We start from the raw sequence: 15,971 nt of genomic DNA on the forward strand, positions 1-15,971 counted from the left end.
ACTGGGCCTGTGTACCGCCTCCAGCACCTGGCGACCTTGCACGCCGTGGTCGCCACCGGCTCCTTCGCTCTCGCCGCGCGCGAGCTCGGCTACACCCCGTCCGCGGTGTCCCAGCAAGTCGCCGCCCTGGAGCGGGACACCGGCCTGGTGCTTTTCGAGCGCCAGGCCCACGCGGTCCGGGTCACCGCCGCCGGACACCGGATCGCCGAGCTGGCCCGCGGGATCCTGGCCGGTGTCGAGGAGCTGCGCGCCGAGGCAGGGCGCTGGGCGGACGGGCAGGCCGGGCAGGTCCGGATCGGCGCGTTCCCCACGGCGGGCGAGCGGATCGTGCCGGGAGCCCTCGCCGCCGTCGCAGCCAAGCACCCGCACGCGGAGGTGATACTGACCGAGGGCGAGCCGTCGGCGCTGCTCGACCCGCTCGCCGCGGGCGAGCTCGACATCGCGCTGGTCTACGAGTACGCCCTGCGGCCGCGGTCCTGGCCGGACGCACTCGTCGATACACCGCTGCTGCATGAGGACCTGCTCCTCCTGCGTCCGGCCGAGGAACGGGAGACCACCCCGTCGGCCCACGAACTCGCCACCCGGCGTTGGATCGCCAGCGGGCGCGCCTCCGACGGGGCCACCGCGCTCGTGCGGTGGTGCGCCGCGGCCGGGTTCGAGCCGAACGTCGTTCACCACAGCGATGACTACGACGTCGTCCGCGAGCTCGTCGTCGCCGTCCGCGGGGTCGCCATGGTGCCCGCACTCGGGCATCGCCCGGACACCCGGATCACCGCGACGGCGACCGGGGCCCGGCGAACAGTGCACGTGCTGCATCGGCGTGGCGACACCAACCCGCTGCTGCCCGTCGTCCTCAGCGCTCTGCGTGCCGCGATGCCCACCTCGGCTCACCTGGTCGAGGTCACGCGGCTGCCGCACCAGTGAGCACGTCGAGGAGCGCCGCCACCGACGGCCGCGACCGCGCGGTCTTCCGGATCACGGCCACGACGTCTCGCTCCACCGGCTCCACCAGCGGCAGCACCGCCACCCGTGCCGGTCGCAGCCGGAGCATCAAGTCGGTGACCGGCGCGATGCCGACCCCCGCCTCGACGAGCGCCAGGGTCGCCGCGGTGTCCGTGACCTCGTAGCGCACCTGCGGCTCGACCCCGGCCCTGCGGAGCGCCGCGCGAAAGGCCTGTCCGTAGTGGGTCCGCTCGTACGCCAGGATCCATCCGGGGCCCTCGGTCCGCGTGAGCGAGAACGGTTCGTGCGCGGGGAGTGTCCCGAGCGGGGCCGCGACCGCGAACCGCTCGCGGAGCAGGCGCACCACCTGCAGCTGGGGGTCGCGCCGGATCGGCACCTCGGGGTAGTCGAGACCCACAGCAACGTCGAAGGTCTGCGAGGACACCACGTCGTAGACGTCGTCGACGTCCATCTCCTGGCACCGCAGGTCGAGCCTCGGGTGGAGCTCCGCGGTGCGGGCGAGCATGACCGGCAGGATCGTCGCCGCGGACGCGAACAACGCGATCCGCAGCGTGCCCGCGATCTCCCCGGCGTCCCGCTCGAGCGCGGCGACGGCGTCCGCCTCGACGTCGAGTATGTGCCGGGCGTGGGCCGCCAGAACCACCCCGGCGTCGGTGAGCTCAACCCGGCGCCCGACCCGACGCAGTAGGGGCATGCCCGTCGCCCGCTCCAGCGCGGCGAGCTGCTGCGACACCCCGCCCGGGGTGTAGCCGAGGGCCTCGGACACGGCGGTCACGGTGCCCCGGCGCTGAAGCTCGACGAGCGACCGGAGCTGCACGCTCGTCCAATCCATCGAGGAAACCTTAACATTTAACTTCAGACACTGTGACTGGACGTGAAAGGTTCTGCTGCCCAGCATGGGTCCCGACGAGCCATCCCGCCCCCGTCGAGGAGACCGCATTGCCCCCAGCCGCACTCCCCGCCCATGCCGAGGTCGTCGTTGTCGGCGGCGGTGCCGTCGGCACCAGCATCGCCTTCCACCTGGCCGAGGCCGGGGTCACCGACGTAGTGCTCCTGGAGCGCGGCGAGCTCGGCCAGGGCTCGACCTGCAAGGCCGCGGGCGGCGTCCGTGCCCAGTTCTCCGACCAGATCAACATCGAGCTGGGGGCCCGCAGCCTAGAGGCCTTCGCCCGGTTCTCCCAGCGCCCCGGGCAAGAGATCGACCTGCACCGGGTCGGATACCTGTTCCTGCTGTCCAGACCGGAGGACGTCGCCGCCTTCGAGCGGGACGTCACGCTGCAGAACGACCTCGGCGTCACCACGCGCATGGTCGATATCACGGAGGCCGCGCGACTGGCCCCGCGGATCTCCACCGACGGGCTGCTGGCCGCCGCCTTCTCCCCGGACGACGGCCACTGCACGCCCGAGTCGGTCGTGCTCGGCTACGCCACGGCGGCACGCCGGGAGGGCGCCCGGCTGATCACGGGGGTGACCGTCACCGGCATGGACGTCCAGGGCGCCGAGGTGCGCACGGTCCACACCGACCGCGGTTCCATCGCGGCGGACGCGGTGGTCTGCGCCGCGGGTGCCTGGTCATCCGCCATCGGGGCCATGGCGGACACCCCGTTGCCGGTCACGCCGGTCAAGCGGCAGGTCGTATTCACCGAACCACTGGCCGACCTCGAGCCGACGGTGCCGTTCACCATCGACTTCACGACCTCCTTCTACTTCCACCGGGAGGGGCGCGGTCTCCTGCTCGGCATGTCCGACCCCGACCAGGAACCCGGCTTCGACTACACCTACACCGAAGACTGGCTGCCGCGGCTCGGCGACGCGATGGCCCGGCGGGCGCCCGGCCTGCTCGACGTCGGCCTGACCGACGGCTGGGCCGGCCTCTACGAGGTGACACCGGATCACAACGCGCTGATCGGCCGCTCGTCGACGGTCGGCAACCTGCTCTACGCGACCGGCTTCTCTGGACACGGCTTCCTGCAGGCCCCCGCCGTCGGCGAAGTCGTGCGCGACCTGCACCTCGATCGCGCCCCGTTCGTCGACGTCGCGCCACTGTCCGCGGACCGCTTCACCGACGGTTCGCCAGTGCGGCACGAGTCCCACATCGTCTGACCCCGGACCACTGACGGAGGAGAACCATGACAGAAGACAACGAGATCCGCGCCAAGCTCGATGGCGCGGCGCCGAGCCGCATCGTCGACGTCCGGGTGGAGGTGTTCGGCCTTCCCCCGGTACCCGGCAAGTGGAGCGTCATGATCGGTGGGCAGGCGATCAACCAGTACATCGCCGAGTCCGTGGCGATCTCCGTGCGGAGCGAGCAGGGCATCGTCGGCGAGTCCATCACCGTCGCGGGGGGGCTGGGCCTGGGGCACTACATCGCCGGACTGATCCGGCCCTTCCTGATCGGCCGCGACGTCCGCATGCTTGAGCAGATCTGGCAGGACATGTGGCTGCGCAACCGGTTGTGGCGCCTCCCCCAGTTCGCCATCGGCTGCGTCGACGTCGCGCTGTGGGACCTGTGGGCCAAGACCCTCGACGTCCCGCTGTACCAGTTGCTCGGCGGCTACCGGAGCCGCCTGCCCGCCTACGCGAGCTCGCCGACGCGGGACACAGTGGAGGAGTACGTCGCGGAGGCCCTTGAGTACCAGCGCCGCGGACTGGCGGGTTACAAGATCCACCCGCGGGGCGAGGTCGAGTTCGACATCGAGACCTGCACGGCCGTCCGCGAGGCCGTCGGCCCGGACTGGCCGCTGATGCTCGACCCGGCGGGAGGATACAACCAGCGCCAGGCACTGCGCGTCGGGCGCGCCCTGGACGCGCTCGACTACTACTGGTTCGAGGAGCCGATCCACGACTGGGACGCCCACGGCCTGCGCTGGCTCGCCGACCAGCTCACGACTCCCCTCTGCGGAGTGGAGAGCAACGAGGGCGGCATGTACTCCACACCCGAGTTCATCACGACCCGGGCCGTCGACATCGTGCGCTCCGACGTGTGCTTCAAGGGCGGCGTGGGGGCGGTGAAGAAGACGGCAGGGCTCTGTGAGGCGTTTGGGCTCAACCTCGAGCTCCACGCCAACGTGAACCCACTGCTCAACGCAGCCAACCTCGCCATCGCCCTCAGTGTGAAGAACACGGACTTCTACGAGCTGCTCGTGCCGGAGACGCTGTTCGACTTCCCGACCACAGGAGACGTCCTGATCGACGGAGACGGGTGCGCCGTGGCACCCGAGGGGCCTGGCCTGGGCGTCTCGATCGACTGGGACGCCCTGGCCGAGACCTCCGTCGCCCGGCTCTGACCCCATGGGGTCGTGAGATCATCGGATCTGACGCAGAAGCGGCTGTAGTCGATCAGATGAGTAGGGAGCGCCGACGGAGCAGCGCGGAGTCGGCTCCGCTGTACGCGTGTCGCCTGAGCAGTCGACCTTGCTGTTCGCCCTCAATGGGGCCGTTGCCATAGGACATGTGCACCACGCTCGCCGGCTGATATCACGGCTCACGGAGACCCCGGGCCTGCTGTCGAGGATGCTGACGAGTTCTCCATCCCGTGGGGCCTGGTATGAGCACGCGGATACAACTCGATAGCGCTCTTCCAGCCAAGAGGCGCCGGGGGGCTCCCTGCCACAGTTCCTGGTGTGAGCGGCACCACCTCCCGGTGGTCGCCGACAAGCCACGACAGGCACGGCATCGGGGCGTGCGGCGCTGCAGCCGCTGCCCCCGGAGGGGAATCAATGTCGAACCAACCCGCGATGTCCGTCGTCAGCCCCCGGGGGTTGCTCTCGGACCAGTCGGACAACGTCGCTGCCGGTGACACCGTCGACGCCCTCGTCGTCGGCGCTGGGTTCTCCGGCATCCGGATGCTGATCGAGCTCCACAAGCTGGGGCTCTCGGCCCGCGTCCTCGACGCCGGCGAGGACGTCGGCGGCACATGGCACTGGAACCGGTACCCCGGCGCGCGGACCGACAGTGAGAGCCACATCTACTGCCTCTCCTTCTCCCAGGAGATCCTCGACACCTGGGACTGGAAGGAGCGTTACCCGCAGTGGACCGAGGTCGGCGACTACCTCAAATTCGTGACGGACAAGTTCGACCTCCGGCCGGACATCCAGTTCAACACCCGCGTCGTCAGCGCGCGGCACGACTCCACGACGAACCGATGGACCGTGGTGACCCACACCGGTCAGACGTTCACCTGCACCTACCTCATCACCGGTCTGGGCATCCTGTCGCTCCCGGTCGTCCCCGAATGGGAGGGCCGGGACCGGTTCCGCGGGGAGATCCTGCTGACCGCCGACTGGCCCAAGGAGGGCGCTGACCTCTCCGGCAAAAGGGTCGCGCTGGTCGGCACCGGTGCCACTGGCATCCAGGTGGTCCCGGTCGTGGCCGAGGAGGTTGCGGAACTGACCGTCTTTCAGCGCACGCCCAACTACGCCGTACCAGGCCAGAACTACGAGCTCGACGACGCGAAGCGCGCCCAGATCCGGGCGGACTACGACTCGATCTGGACCAAGGCGCGCAACCACGTGTTCGGCTTCGCCCTCTCTCCCGCCGGCCGCATGTACGACGACGTCACCGACGAGGAACGGGAGCGCATCTTCGAGGAGAACTGGCAGCGCGGGGGCTGGGAGTTCCTCTTCGAGACCTTCGACGACATCGTGATAGACCGTCGGTCCAACGACGCGGCGGCCGAGTTCATCCGCAACAAGATCCGGTCCATCGTGACCGACCCAGACACCGCCGAACTCCTCTGCCCCAAGGGCTATCCGTACGTCGGCAAGCGCCCGCCGCTGGCCCATGGCTACTACGAGGCGTTCAACCGAGACAACGTCACGCTCGTCGACGTGAGCGAGGACGGGCTCGCCGCCTTCACCGAGACCGGGCTGCGCACCCGGGACGGCCGCGAGTTCGAGGCGGACGTGATCATCTTCGCCACAGGGTTCGACGCGGTGACCGGCCCGTTCGAGCGGATCGACATCCGCAACGGCGCGGGGGCATCGCTCAAGGAGCAGTGGGACGAGGGTGCGAGCACCCACCTCGGCCTCGGTGCGCCCGGGTTCCCGAACCTGCTGATGATCTCCGGTCCCCAGTGCCTCTACGCCAACTTCCCGATGGTGTCGGAGATGAATGTCGAGTGGATCGGCGAGCTGCTCGGGAGCATGCGGGAAAAGGGGCTGGACAGCGTCGAGGTCACCGCCGAGGCGGCAGAAGCGTGGTCGGCACACCTCGACGAGGTGTTCCAGATGACCGTGCTGACCGACGGCGCGAAGGTCGGCAGCTGGTACCTCGGCGCGAACATCCCTGGCAAGCCGCAAAAGATCCTCTTCTACTTCGGCGGGGCCGCTGCCTATACCGCCGCCTGGGAGCGCACTCGCGACAACGACTTCGCGGGCTTCACCCTGACGTCGTCCGACGCAGAGTCGAAGGAGGCGGCAGCCGTCGCCGGCTGAGCCTCGCCCCCCTCCCGCCCTGCCGAAAGGAACCCTGCACCATGCCCGCTATCGACAACCCCTACTACAGCTCGGCCTTCCACGGTGACTACGAGCTGGTCAGCGTCGGACGCCTCGAGCTCGAGGAGGGCGGTGTCATCCCGGACTGCCACCTGGCGATCACCACCTGGGGGCAGCTCAACGAGGCCAAGGACAACGCAATCCTGATCCCCACGTGGTTCTCAGGGAGCCACCAGATCTTCCGCGACGTCTATGTCGGCCCCGGGCACGCATTGGACCCGGACATCTACTTCATCGTCGCCGTCAACCAGATCGGGGGTGGGCTGTCGACGTCCCCGCACAACGCAGACGGGGCGAACGCCGAGATCGCGATGTCGCGGTTCCCGCACGTCCGCATCGGCGACGACGTGGTGGCGCAGGAACGCCTGCTCCGCGAGCACCTCGGCATCGACAGACTCGCGCTCGTGGTCGGCGGCTCGATGGGCGCCCAGCAGACCTACGAGTGGGCCGTGCGCTTCCCGGACAAGGTCGAGCGTGCCGCATCGATCGCCGGGACCGCGCAGAACACCCCACACGACTTCCTGTTCGCCAAGGCGCTGATCGAGGCCATCACGTCCGACCCGGGCTTCGCGGGCGGCGAGTACTCGTCGAACGCCGACGTCGTCGCGGGGCTGACCCGGCACGCCGGGATCTGGGCCGTCATGGGCTTCTCCACCGAGTTCTGGAAGCAAGAGGTCTGGCGCGCCCTCGGGTTCGAGACCAAGGAGGCCTTCCTTGCCGGCTTCCTCGAGCCGTACTTCACCGTGATGGACCCGAACGACCTGCTCTGCCAGGCGTGGAAATGGCAGCGCGGCGATGTCGCCCGGCACACCGGCGGCGACCTAGCCACGGCGCTGGGCCGGATCACGGCGACGACCTACGTCCTGCCCATCAGCGAGGACATGTTCTTCTCCGTACGCGACCACGAGGCGGAGCAGGCCCTGATCCCCGGCAGCACGCTGCACGTCGTCGACGACGTGCTAGGCCATCTCGGGCTGTTCGGCGTCGCGCCCACGTTCCTGCCCCAGATCGACCAGCACCTCGGCGAGCTGCTGGGCACGAAGGTCTGACGCCCTCCCGTCCAGACCCGGATCCCGAGAAAGAGAGCACAGATGCCCGGCTCAGCGAAGATGGTCGTCCTCATCAACCCCGCCTCCGCCGCCGACGAGCAGGAGTTCAACCGCTGGTACGACGAGGTGCACGTCCCCCAGGTCGTCGAGCGGATCCCGGGGATCGTCGGTGCGACCCGGCTGCGGCTGACGAAGGAGCAGCTGCTCCCCGAGGAGGCCCTCCCGAGCAGGCGGTACCTCACCATCTACGACGTCGAGACGAACGACGTGCAGGCCACCGCGGACCGACTCGGCACCGCGCTGGGTGACGGGACGCTGGACCTGTCCTCGGCCGTCGACTTCACCGAGGCAGGCGGCCCCCAGATCCACTTCTACGGACCGGTGTCCTGATCCCGCGGCGCGGGCCCGGGAGGATCCCCTGGGCTCGCGCCGTCCCTCAGCCGTCGGCTCGGAAGCGGCCGGGCGTCACGCCGATCCGACGGCGGAACTGCTTGGTCATGTGGCTCTGGTCGGTGAACCCGCAATCCGCGGCGATCTCGCGGAGCGGGGCCTGAGTCCGGCGCAGCAGTGATTGTGCCTTTTCGATCCTCTTCAACATGACGAACTCGTGTGGGTTGTGGCCGGTCGCCTGCCGGAATCGCCGCGCGAAGTGGTAGCGGCTCAGCGACACGGAGTCGGCCAGCTCCTGCAGCGCGATGCCGCGGCCCAGGTGGGTGAGCACGTACTCCTCGACCTGGCGGACCAGAGCAATCGGCAGCCCCTGGTCTGGGTGGTACTCGCGGAAGGTGAGCTCGGTGTGCCTGCGGAGCAGGTGCACCGCCAGCTGACAGGCCACTGACTCGACGAGCAGCTGGGCCCCCGGCCCGTTGGCCCGAGCCTCATGGGCGACGATGCCCACCGCACGGAAGACCGCCGGATCATCGGCCCGCAGCTCGTCCCGGAGCCGGACGTCGGCGATGTCGCGGTCGTACATCTGTCTGCAGACGGACTGGACGAAGTCGTGGGTGAGGTGCAGGTGCGCGACGTCGATCGGCTCCCGCCACGTCCAGTGGGTCTCGACCGCGCGGGTCAGCAGCGTGACGTCGCCGGGACTCAGCTGCTCGTGGGATACACGACCGTCGAGCGTCCGACGCATGTCCACCTGACCGCGCTGATACGCGACGATCAGGTAGTCGCGGACCGGCGGGAGGACGACGTCGAGGGCACCGTACCGGAAGGCCCGCAGGGACACGCCGTCCCAGCTGTCGTCCGCACCGCGAAGGATCTCCTGGCCCGGCACCCACTCGGGGTACTGGTCGGGCACGATGAGTTCGTCCATGCTCGCTCGTCCACCTTGACGCAAGCTCGGTCCCGCGGCACGCCGCTCTCCTGTCTTCCCGCGACCGTAACCCCGCTCTCCCAGGACGAAAAGGTCCGGAGGCGAGCACAGCACTTTGGTACAAGGCGTCACCGCTCGTCTTGCCAATCGGGGCCGTCGCCAGGGGGTCCGGATTCAGCCGCCGTTGGCACGGAGATCGCCCGCTGTGCTTTCGCTCGCAGCGTCGTGAGGTCACCCACCAAGAGCTCCGCAGCCCTCTGGTCGGCGGGCTTGGTCCAGCTCGCAGAGTCGCGCAGCGTGGTGGCGCCACCGTCGCTGTGGCCGAGCCGGCCCGCAGTCGTCCGCAGAACTGAGTCAGCAGCTCGACCGAGACCGAGTCGAGAGACAGCAGTCGCTCCTCGCCGGTCGTGGTCCCCTTGAGCCGGCGCTCCCCGGAACGGACGACGTAGCTCGAGCCGACACGCAGCAGCCCGCGCTCCATCTCGAGGTCCGACCAACGCAACGCAACGAGCTCGCCACGGCGGGCCCCCGTCGTGACCGCGAGCCACAGGAACACTGCGAGCTCCTCGTCAGCAGCACCAGCCGCGTTCAGGAGCGCAGCGACCTGTTCCGGACGCGGTGGGAGGGCCTGGCGACAGGCGAGCTTGGGCGGGTGCGCGTGGTCAGCTGGGTTGCGCTCCATCCAGCCCCAGGAGACGCCGTAGTTCAGAGAGGCCGAGAGGATCGCGTGCACACGGCGAACCGCCCCCGCGGACATCGGCTTGCACACGTGGCTGGGCGACGGGTTCCTGCAGAGCTTGTGGGTGCTGTCGTTGTCACAGATCCGGTGCACGTCGAGCTCGTCGGGGACCTCGTTGTCCAACGAGATCGAGAAGCTCGTCACCGAGCACCCCGGCCCCTGGCTCGCCAGCATCACGCGCATCGGAGCGTCGATCTTCGACGACCGAGGTGCGGCCTGAGCGCGAGGACGATGCGGTTCCTCCGCTTTCCAACGCATGGAGCAGGCGCTGGCGATCTGCTCCCTCCGCGCCTCGTCTGCAGCGAGGTCCCGGCAGGCTGCCGCGATCACCGGAACCGCGCTGCACTCCCAGCGCGGCGTGATCGTCCACGGAACACCCGAGGGAGGCGTTGTCGATCACGAGTCGATGCGCCGCCGCGGCATCGACCCCGGGTATGCGCGCCCAGAACGTGGTCGATTCTCAGAAAAACGTTTGCGCAAACGATTTTCCCTGCTACGTTCCCGAGCCAGGCAGCGAAGCCCGACGGGAGAGATCATGACCCACAGCGACTCGACCACCGTCGAGACCACACGAGACATCGCGTCACCCGCCGCCGAGCTGGTGGGCGTCGCCAAGCGATTCGGCCACGTCGTCGCTGTGAGCACCATGAATCTCACGCTGAGAGCGGGCGAGGTGGTCGGCCTGGTGGGAGAGAACGGTGCTGGGAAGAGCACCTGCGTGAAGATGCTCGCGGGCGTGCACGGCCCGAGCAGCGGCGAGATCAGGGTCCACGGGCGGCCGGTCGAGCTGAGCAGCCCGAGCGAGGCGCGCCGACACGGCATCGCCGTGGTGCATCAGCACCCGGGACTGTTCCCCGACCTCCCCGTCTACGAGAACGTGTTCGCCGAGAACCGCCTCACCGACTCGTGGGGGCGCCTCGACCGCGGGACGATGCGACAGCGGTCCGGCGAGCTGCTGCGCAGCCTCGGCCTGCAGGTCGACCCTCGGCTACGCACCGGGGAGCTCTCCACGAGTGAGCAGCAGCTCGTCGAGATCGCGAAGGCACTGGCCTCGGACGCGTCGGTGCTGGTGCTCGACGAGCCGACCGCGTCTCTGACCGTGGGGGAGACCCGCCGCCTGTTCGAGGTCATCGACGGGTTGCGCCACCGCGGGGTCGCGATGATGTTCGTTGGGCACCGACTGGAGGAGATCCTGCAGGTCTGCGACACCGTCACAGTGATGCGCGACGGCGCCTGGGTTGCGGACCTCACGAGTGCGGCCACCGACGAACACGAGTTGGTCAGGCTGATGGTCGGACGGGAGCTGGGCGATCTCTACCCCCCGCGGCGTCCGCCGACCGACGACGTCGTGCTCTCGGTGGAGGGGCTCACGGTCCCCGGCCAGTTCGACGACGTGTCGTTCCAGGTCCGCGCCGGCGAGATCGTCGGTCTGGCGGGACTGGTCGGGGCGGGGCGGACCGAGGTCGCCAGGGCACTGTTCGGCATCGAGCGCCCCTCCGCCGGAACTGTGGTGCTCGGAGGCGAGCGGGTGACGGTCCGCTCGCCGTCCGACGCACTGGCGCACGGCATCGCCTACGTCTCCGAGGACCGGCGGGGCCAGAGCATCATCGAGGACTTCTCGATCCTGGACAATGCGGTGCTCCCGATGGTCGGGAACGCGACCCGACTCGGCCTCGTGCGTCGACGGCTGGAGTTCGCGCTGGTCAGCGACTCGCTCCAGCGCATGCGGCTGAAGTACGACAACCTGGGGCAGCCGATCCGGCAGCTCTCCGGAGGCAACCAGCAGAAGGTGGTGCTCGCCAAGTGGCTGGCCACCGGGCCGCGGCTGCTGATCCTCGACGAGCCGACCCAGGGCGTCGACGTGCAGGCCAAGGCCGAGGTGCACCGCATCATCGCCGGTCTGGCGGCACAGGGTCTCGCGGTGCTGTTGATCTCGTCCGACATGCCCGAGCTGCTGGGCATGTGCGATCGGATCGCAGTCATGCACGCCGGTCGGGTCACCGCACAGTTCGACGCGGGCGAGGTCGACCAGGTCGACATCGGCTTGGCAGCGACGGGGGTGCTCTCGTCCCCTCCACACGCGGCTGACGACGTCGCCCCGCCCACCGGCGAGTGCGAACGCGAACAGCTGCGCGCAGAGGCGGAGCAGCAGCCGGTCACGGTGGTGAGCGAGCCGCGCCGACACCGGTGGCGAGATCTCCTGCAGCGCCGCGAGACGGGTCTGGTCGGAGCGATCGTGCTGGTGCTGATCCCGCTCATCGCGGTGAACCCGGCGATCGCGAGCGGGGCGAACCTGCGTGACCTCTCGAGCAGTCTCGCGCTCTACGGCATCGTCGCGCTCGGCCAGATGTTCGTGATGCTCACCCGTAACATCGACCTGTCGGTCGGTTCCACCATCGGGCTCTCGGCCTACGTCTGTGCGGACTTCATGGCCGGACACCACGGGGCGCCCGTCGTGGTCGGGATCGCGATCGCCGCGGCGGTCGGGCTGCTGGCCGGCCTGGTGAACGGCGTCGTCGTCGCCTGGGCCAAAGTGCCCTCGATCGTCGTGACCCTGGGGACCCTGGCCATCTACCGCGGGATCGACGCCACCCTCTCCAACGGCAGGCAGATCTCCAGCGGCAGCGTGGCCCCGGAGTGGCTGGCCTGGACCAACGGGACGTGGTTGGGCGTACCGAAGGTGGCGGTGTACGGCCTGCTCGCCGTCGCGATCGTGGGCTACGTGCTGTGGCTGACCGGCTTCGGTCGGGACGTCTACGCGACCGGCTCCAACCCCGAGGGCGCCGAGTTGATCGGGATCAGGACCCGCCGCGCGGTCGTCGCCGCCTTCGCCGTCTCCGGGGTCCTGGCGGGCACCGCGGGCGCGATGTGGGCCTCCTACTACGCCACCGTCGACGGACAGCTCGCCTTCGGTACCGAGCTGACGATCATCGCGTCCGTCGTCGTGGGCGGGGTGTCGCTGCGCGGGGGGGTCGGCACGGTCACCGGGGTCGTCCTGGGCACACTCGCGCTGGTCGTGATCCAGAACGCCATCACGGTCGCCCGCATCGACCCGATGTACCTCCAGGCGTTCTTCGGCGCCGCGATCCTGCTCACCGTCGCGGTCGACGTCGCCCTCTCCGGTCGCACTCGCCACTCGTTGCGGAGGTCGCAGTGAACGCCGCCATGAAGCCGGGTCCCAGACACACCTCGTCCCCGGCATCGAGGGTGTCCACGGCTCTCTCGACCGTCGTGGCCGGGCTACGCAGCTGGTCGGGGTTGCTGGCCGGAGCAACCCTGCTGGTGATCGCGGTCGGCGCGGCGAGCGTGCCGAACTTCCTCACCCCGTTCAGCCTCGCCACGGCGATGGCCACGCTCGGCCCGGCAGCCCTGATGGCGTTTCCGGTCGCTCTGCTCGTGATCACGCGTGACATCGACATCTCTGTGGCCAGCACTGCGGCGCTCACCGCCGCCTGTTCCGGTCTGGTCTTCGCCGCACAGGGCCCGACGCCGGTCGCCGTCGCCGTGGCGTTGGCCGTCGGTGCGGTGTGCGGGGCCGTCAACGGGTTCTTCGTGGCGGTCCTGGAGCTGCCCGCCCTGCTCGTCACCCTCGGCACTTTGGCTCTGTTCCGCGGGCTGTGCTATGTGATCCTGGGCAGTACTCCGATCTCGCCGATACCCGACTTCTACGCAGCGTTGGGCAACAACACCGTCGGGCTCACGATCCTGCCGTGGGCCCTGGTGCCCGCCATCGTCGCCGCCCTCGTGGCGGGCGTGGTGCTGCGCGGCCTGCCGACGGGCCGTCGCGTCCTCGCCACCGGTGGCAATCCCGCGACCGCTCGCTACTCCGGGGTGCGCACCCGGCGGCTGCGCTTCGGCCTCTTCGTGGCGAGCGGGCTCGCCGCCGCGGTCGCCGGGATGATCCAGGCCGGCCTGACGTCGCAGGTCTCTCCCGATCTGGCGCTCGGCATGGAGCTCGACGTCATCACGATGGTGTTCCTCGGCGGGGTGAGCGTGCTGGGCGGGAAGGGCAGTATCCCCGCAGTGGTCTGGGCGGCAGCGCTGCTGATGTTCATCCGCAAGTTCCTCCAGCTGAACAACGTGTCCGGATACGCGCAGGGAATTGTCATCGGCGTCGTGCTGATCGGGTCGCTGGTGGTGACGAACGCGGCTTCCGCGCTGGTCGAGCGCCGTCGCCGCTCCGCCGTATCGGCCGAGTCCACACCAGCCACAACGAGTTGACCGTGTTCGACACCAACCCTCGGAGAGGAACAATGAGGTTTCGAATCGCCACCGCCACCGCCGTCCTGGCGATGGGAGCACTCGTCTCGACAGCCTGCTCGTCCGGAACCGTCTCGGGCACCTCGTCCACGACAGCCGGGGCCAACGGCTGTGTGAGCGGCCCGGTCAAGGTCGGGATCATCCCCAAGTTGGGCACCGACCCCTACATGGTGACGGTGAAGAACGCCGCCGAGGCCGCGGCGGCGGCCTCGGGCAACAGCGACGTCATCTACACCTCGCCGAGCGACGCCAGCGGCGCAGCGCAGATACCGTTCGTCAACCAGCTCATCAGCCAGGGCGTCAACGCGATCATGATCTCCGGCTCGGACGTCAACTCCACCTCGGCGGCGTTGAAGAAGGCCCAGGACGCCGGGATCAAGGTCGTATCGTTCGACTCCGACGTGGCCTCGGGCTCCCGCGGGTTCTTCGTCAACCAGGCCGACACCTCGCTCATCGGTGCGCAGATGCTCACCGCGATGGGGGACATGATCGACCACGAGGGCGACTTCGCGGTGCTGTCGTCCACGCAGACGGCCGTCAACCAGAACGCCTGGATCGACACCATCCGCGCCACTCTGAGCTCGGACCCGAGATACGCGAAGATGAACCTGGTCACCGTCGCCTACGGCGAGGAGAAGGCCGACGTCAACTCTCAGAAGGCGTTGGAGCTCGTCCGTGCCTACCCGGACCTCAAGGGCATCATCGTGCCGGCCGGGATCGGCCTACCCGCCGCGGCCGAGGCACTGTCGAAGAACGGCTACCTGGGCAAGGTCAAGCTCTCCGGGCTCGCACCGGTGAGCCTGGTCAAGCAGTACATCGCGACGGGTAACGTGCAGGACGTGTGGTGGAACGTGCCGGACCTCGGCACCCTCGCCTACCACACCGCGGTGCAGTACGCGAAGTGCCAGATCGAGCCGAAGGACGGTGCGAAGTACTCCGTTCCGGGGCTGGGCGAGTTCACCGTGGGCGCGGACGGGCAGGTGCTGCTCGGTCCTCCCACGATCGTCACTCCGCAGAACACGGACTCCTTCCCGTTCTGATCCTGCTGTCGGGGCCCGCCACTCCCCGGAGTGGCGGGCCCTGCCGCATCCGGCCCGAGGAAGGTTGATCCGTGGCCACCATCAGAGACGTCGCCCGCGCCGCTGGAGTGTCGGTCGCCACCGTCTCCCACGCGCTGAACGGCACCCGATACGTCTCCCCGCAGACGATGGAGCGGGTCCGAAGCGCCGTCGACGCGGTCGGGTACGTCAACGACGCTTTGGCGCGCTCACTGCGCCGCGGCCAGTCCGACGCCATCGGTCTGGTCACCTCTGCGCTGCGCAACCCCATGTTCTACGGCGCGCAGCGGCGCATCGACGCCTCCCTGCACGAGCGAGGCTTCACCACACTACTGGTGGATCACGACGACCAGCACGAACGCGAGTTGCAGGGGTTGCGGCGACTCATCAGTTGGCGGGTCGGCGGCATCATCCTGCAGCCCTCCCTCGACCCGGAGGGTGCGCTGCGCTGGCTCTCCGAGCGGGATCTACCGGTCGTGCTGGTCGACCGTAAGCCCCCCGCCGAGCTGCAGGATCGGTATGACTTCGCCGGGACCGAGAACACCGAGGGCGCCGTGGCTCTCGTCGACCACCTGGTTGAACACGGCCACCGGCGCATCGCCATGATCTGCAGCGAGCTCTCGAGCTCGACGATGGCCGAGCGGCTCGCCGGCTACCGTGCGGCGCTGCGCCACGCCGGGCTCCCCCTCGACCCGGACATGGTCCGGGAGGTCCCGGCCCACACCGATGCTGCCGCCGGTGCCGCCCGGGAGTTGATGAGCGCGGTCCAGCCACCATCCGCCATCTTCGCCGGCAACGACCTGACCTGCCTGGGGACGCTGCAGGGCCTGCGGGCGAGCGGGCTGTCGGTGCCGCACGACGTCGCGCTGGTGACCTTCGACGACATTCCCTGGGTGGCCGGGTTCGAGCCGAGCCTCACCTGCGCGCGCCAGCAGGTGGACGAGATCGCGGAAGCCGCAGCCGAGCTGCTGGTCACCCGCCTGGAGCCCGGCGGGCGCGACCAGCCGGTCCGACGACGCGTGCTGTCCACGGAGTTCGTCCGCCGCGAGTCCTGCGGGTGCCCGGGCTGAGAGGCCGCCGCGGGTCCTC

At 69.4% G+C, this 15,971-nt stretch carries 13 protein-coding genes and 1 pseudogene; 11 read left to right on the forward strand and 3 right to left on the reverse strand.

Annotated features, from left to right (window positions below):
• Positions 1 to 9: 9 nt before the first annotated feature.
• The gene (locus BLS43_RS16375; RefSeq protein WP_093085308.1) at positions 10 to 924 is read left to right on the forward strand and encodes a LysR family transcriptional regulator; all 915 of its coding nucleotides are present in this window, start codon (positions 10 to 12) and stop codon (positions 922 to 924) included.
• Here the strand turns inward: BLS43_RS16375 and BLS43_RS16380 are convergent.
• The gene (locus BLS43_RS16380) at positions 902 to 1,795 is read right to left on the reverse strand and encodes a LysR family transcriptional regulator (RefSeq protein WP_093085311.1); all 894 of its coding nucleotides are present in this window, start codon (positions 1,793 to 1,795) and stop codon (positions 902 to 904) included. The two genes, BLS43_RS16375 and BLS43_RS16380, sit on opposite strands and share 23 nt — an antisense overlap.
• A gap of 107 nt (positions 1,796 to 1,902) precedes the next feature.
• Between BLS43_RS16380 and BLS43_RS16385 the strand changes: the two genes are divergently transcribed.
• From BLS43_RS16385 to BLS43_RS16405, 5 genes are all read left to right on the forward strand, one after another.
• Complete coding sequence (locus BLS43_RS16385; protein WP_093085314.1) at positions 1,903 to 3,066, forward strand: NAD(P)/FAD-dependent oxidoreductase; 1,164 nt, start codon at positions 1,903 to 1,905, stop codon at positions 3,064 to 3,066.
• Between the two features lie 26 nt (positions 3,067 to 3,092).
• Positions 3,093 to 4,250, forward strand: a complete 1,158-nt coding sequence (locus tag BLS43_RS16390; RefSeq protein WP_093085317.1) for an enolase C-terminal domain-like protein — start codon at positions 3,093 to 3,095, stop codon at positions 4,248 to 4,250.
• A 450-nt stretch (positions 4,251 to 4,700) separates the two neighbouring features.
• Positions 4,701 to 6,398: a flavin-containing monooxygenase gene (locus BLS43_RS16395; RefSeq protein ID WP_093085320.1), complete on the forward strand. Its 1,698-nt coding sequence runs from the start codon at positions 4,701 to 4,703 to the stop codon at positions 6,396 to 6,398.
• A 41-nt stretch (positions 6,399 to 6,439) separates the two neighbouring features.
• Positions 6,440 to 7,507, forward strand: coding sequence for an alpha/beta fold hydrolase (locus BLS43_RS16400; RefSeq protein ID WP_093085323.1), 1,068 nt, complete (start codon positions 6,440 to 6,442; stop codon positions 7,505 to 7,507).
• A gap of 42 nt (positions 7,508 to 7,549) precedes the next feature.
• Entirely contained in the window at positions 7,550 to 7,897 is a 348-nt protein-coding gene (locus BLS43_RS16405) for a hypothetical protein (protein WP_093085326.1), read from the forward strand.
• A gap of 46 nt (positions 7,898 to 7,943) precedes the next feature.
• Here the strand turns inward: BLS43_RS16405 and BLS43_RS16410 are convergent, their stop codons facing one another.
• Together BLS43_RS16410 and BLS43_RS32045 are read right to left on the reverse strand one after the other, a co-directional pair.
• On the reverse strand, positions 7,944 to 8,825 hold the full coding sequence (locus BLS43_RS16410; RefSeq protein ID WP_093085333.1) for a helix-turn-helix domain-containing protein: 882 nt from the start codon (positions 8,823 to 8,825) through the stop codon (positions 7,944 to 7,946).
• 355 nt (positions 8,826 to 9,180) lie between these two features.
• Positions 9,181 to 9,582 (reverse strand): annotated as a pseudogene (locus BLS43_RS32045) (tyrosine-type recombinase/integrase); the annotation flags it as partial.
• A 4-nt stretch (positions 9,583 to 9,586) separates the two neighbouring features.
• Between BLS43_RS32045 and BLS43_RS31155 the strand changes: the two are divergent.
• The 5 genes from BLS43_RS31155 (at position 9,587) to BLS43_RS16435 (ending at position 15,952) form a co-directional block, all read left to right on the forward strand.
• On the forward strand, positions 9,587 to 9,784 hold the full coding sequence (locus tag BLS43_RS31155; protein ID WP_176921360.1) for a hypothetical protein: 198 nt from the start codon (positions 9,587 to 9,589) through the stop codon (positions 9,782 to 9,784).
• A 315-nt stretch (positions 9,785 to 10,099) separates the two neighbouring features.
• Entirely contained in the window at positions 10,100 to 12,721 is a 2,622-nt protein-coding gene (locus tag BLS43_RS16420; protein WP_093085337.1) for an ATP-binding cassette domain-containing protein, read from the forward strand.
• A 74-nt stretch (positions 12,722 to 12,795) separates the two neighbouring features.
• Positions 12,796 to 13,785 (forward strand): ABC transporter permease, encoded by a 990-nt coding sequence (locus BLS43_RS16425; RefSeq protein WP_176921361.1) that lies wholly within the window; start codon positions 12,796 to 12,798, stop codon positions 13,783 to 13,785.
• 32 nt (positions 13,786 to 13,817) lie between these two features.
• Complete coding sequence (locus BLS43_RS16430; RefSeq protein WP_093085343.1) at positions 13,818 to 14,864, forward strand: substrate-binding domain-containing protein; 1,047 nt, start codon at positions 13,818 to 13,820, stop codon at positions 14,862 to 14,864.
• 71 nt (positions 14,865 to 14,935) lie between these two features.
• Entirely contained in the window at positions 14,936 to 15,952 is a 1,017-nt protein-coding gene (locus BLS43_RS16435) for a LacI family DNA-binding transcriptional regulator (RefSeq protein WP_093085346.1), read from the forward strand.
• Positions 15,953 to 15,971: the final 19 nt, after the last annotated feature.

Origin of the sequence: Pseudonocardia oroxyli, from assembly GCF_900102195.1 — a bacterium.
Lineage (GTDB): Bacteria > Actinomycetota > Actinomycetes > Mycobacteriales > Pseudonocardiaceae > Pseudonocardia > Pseudonocardia oroxyli.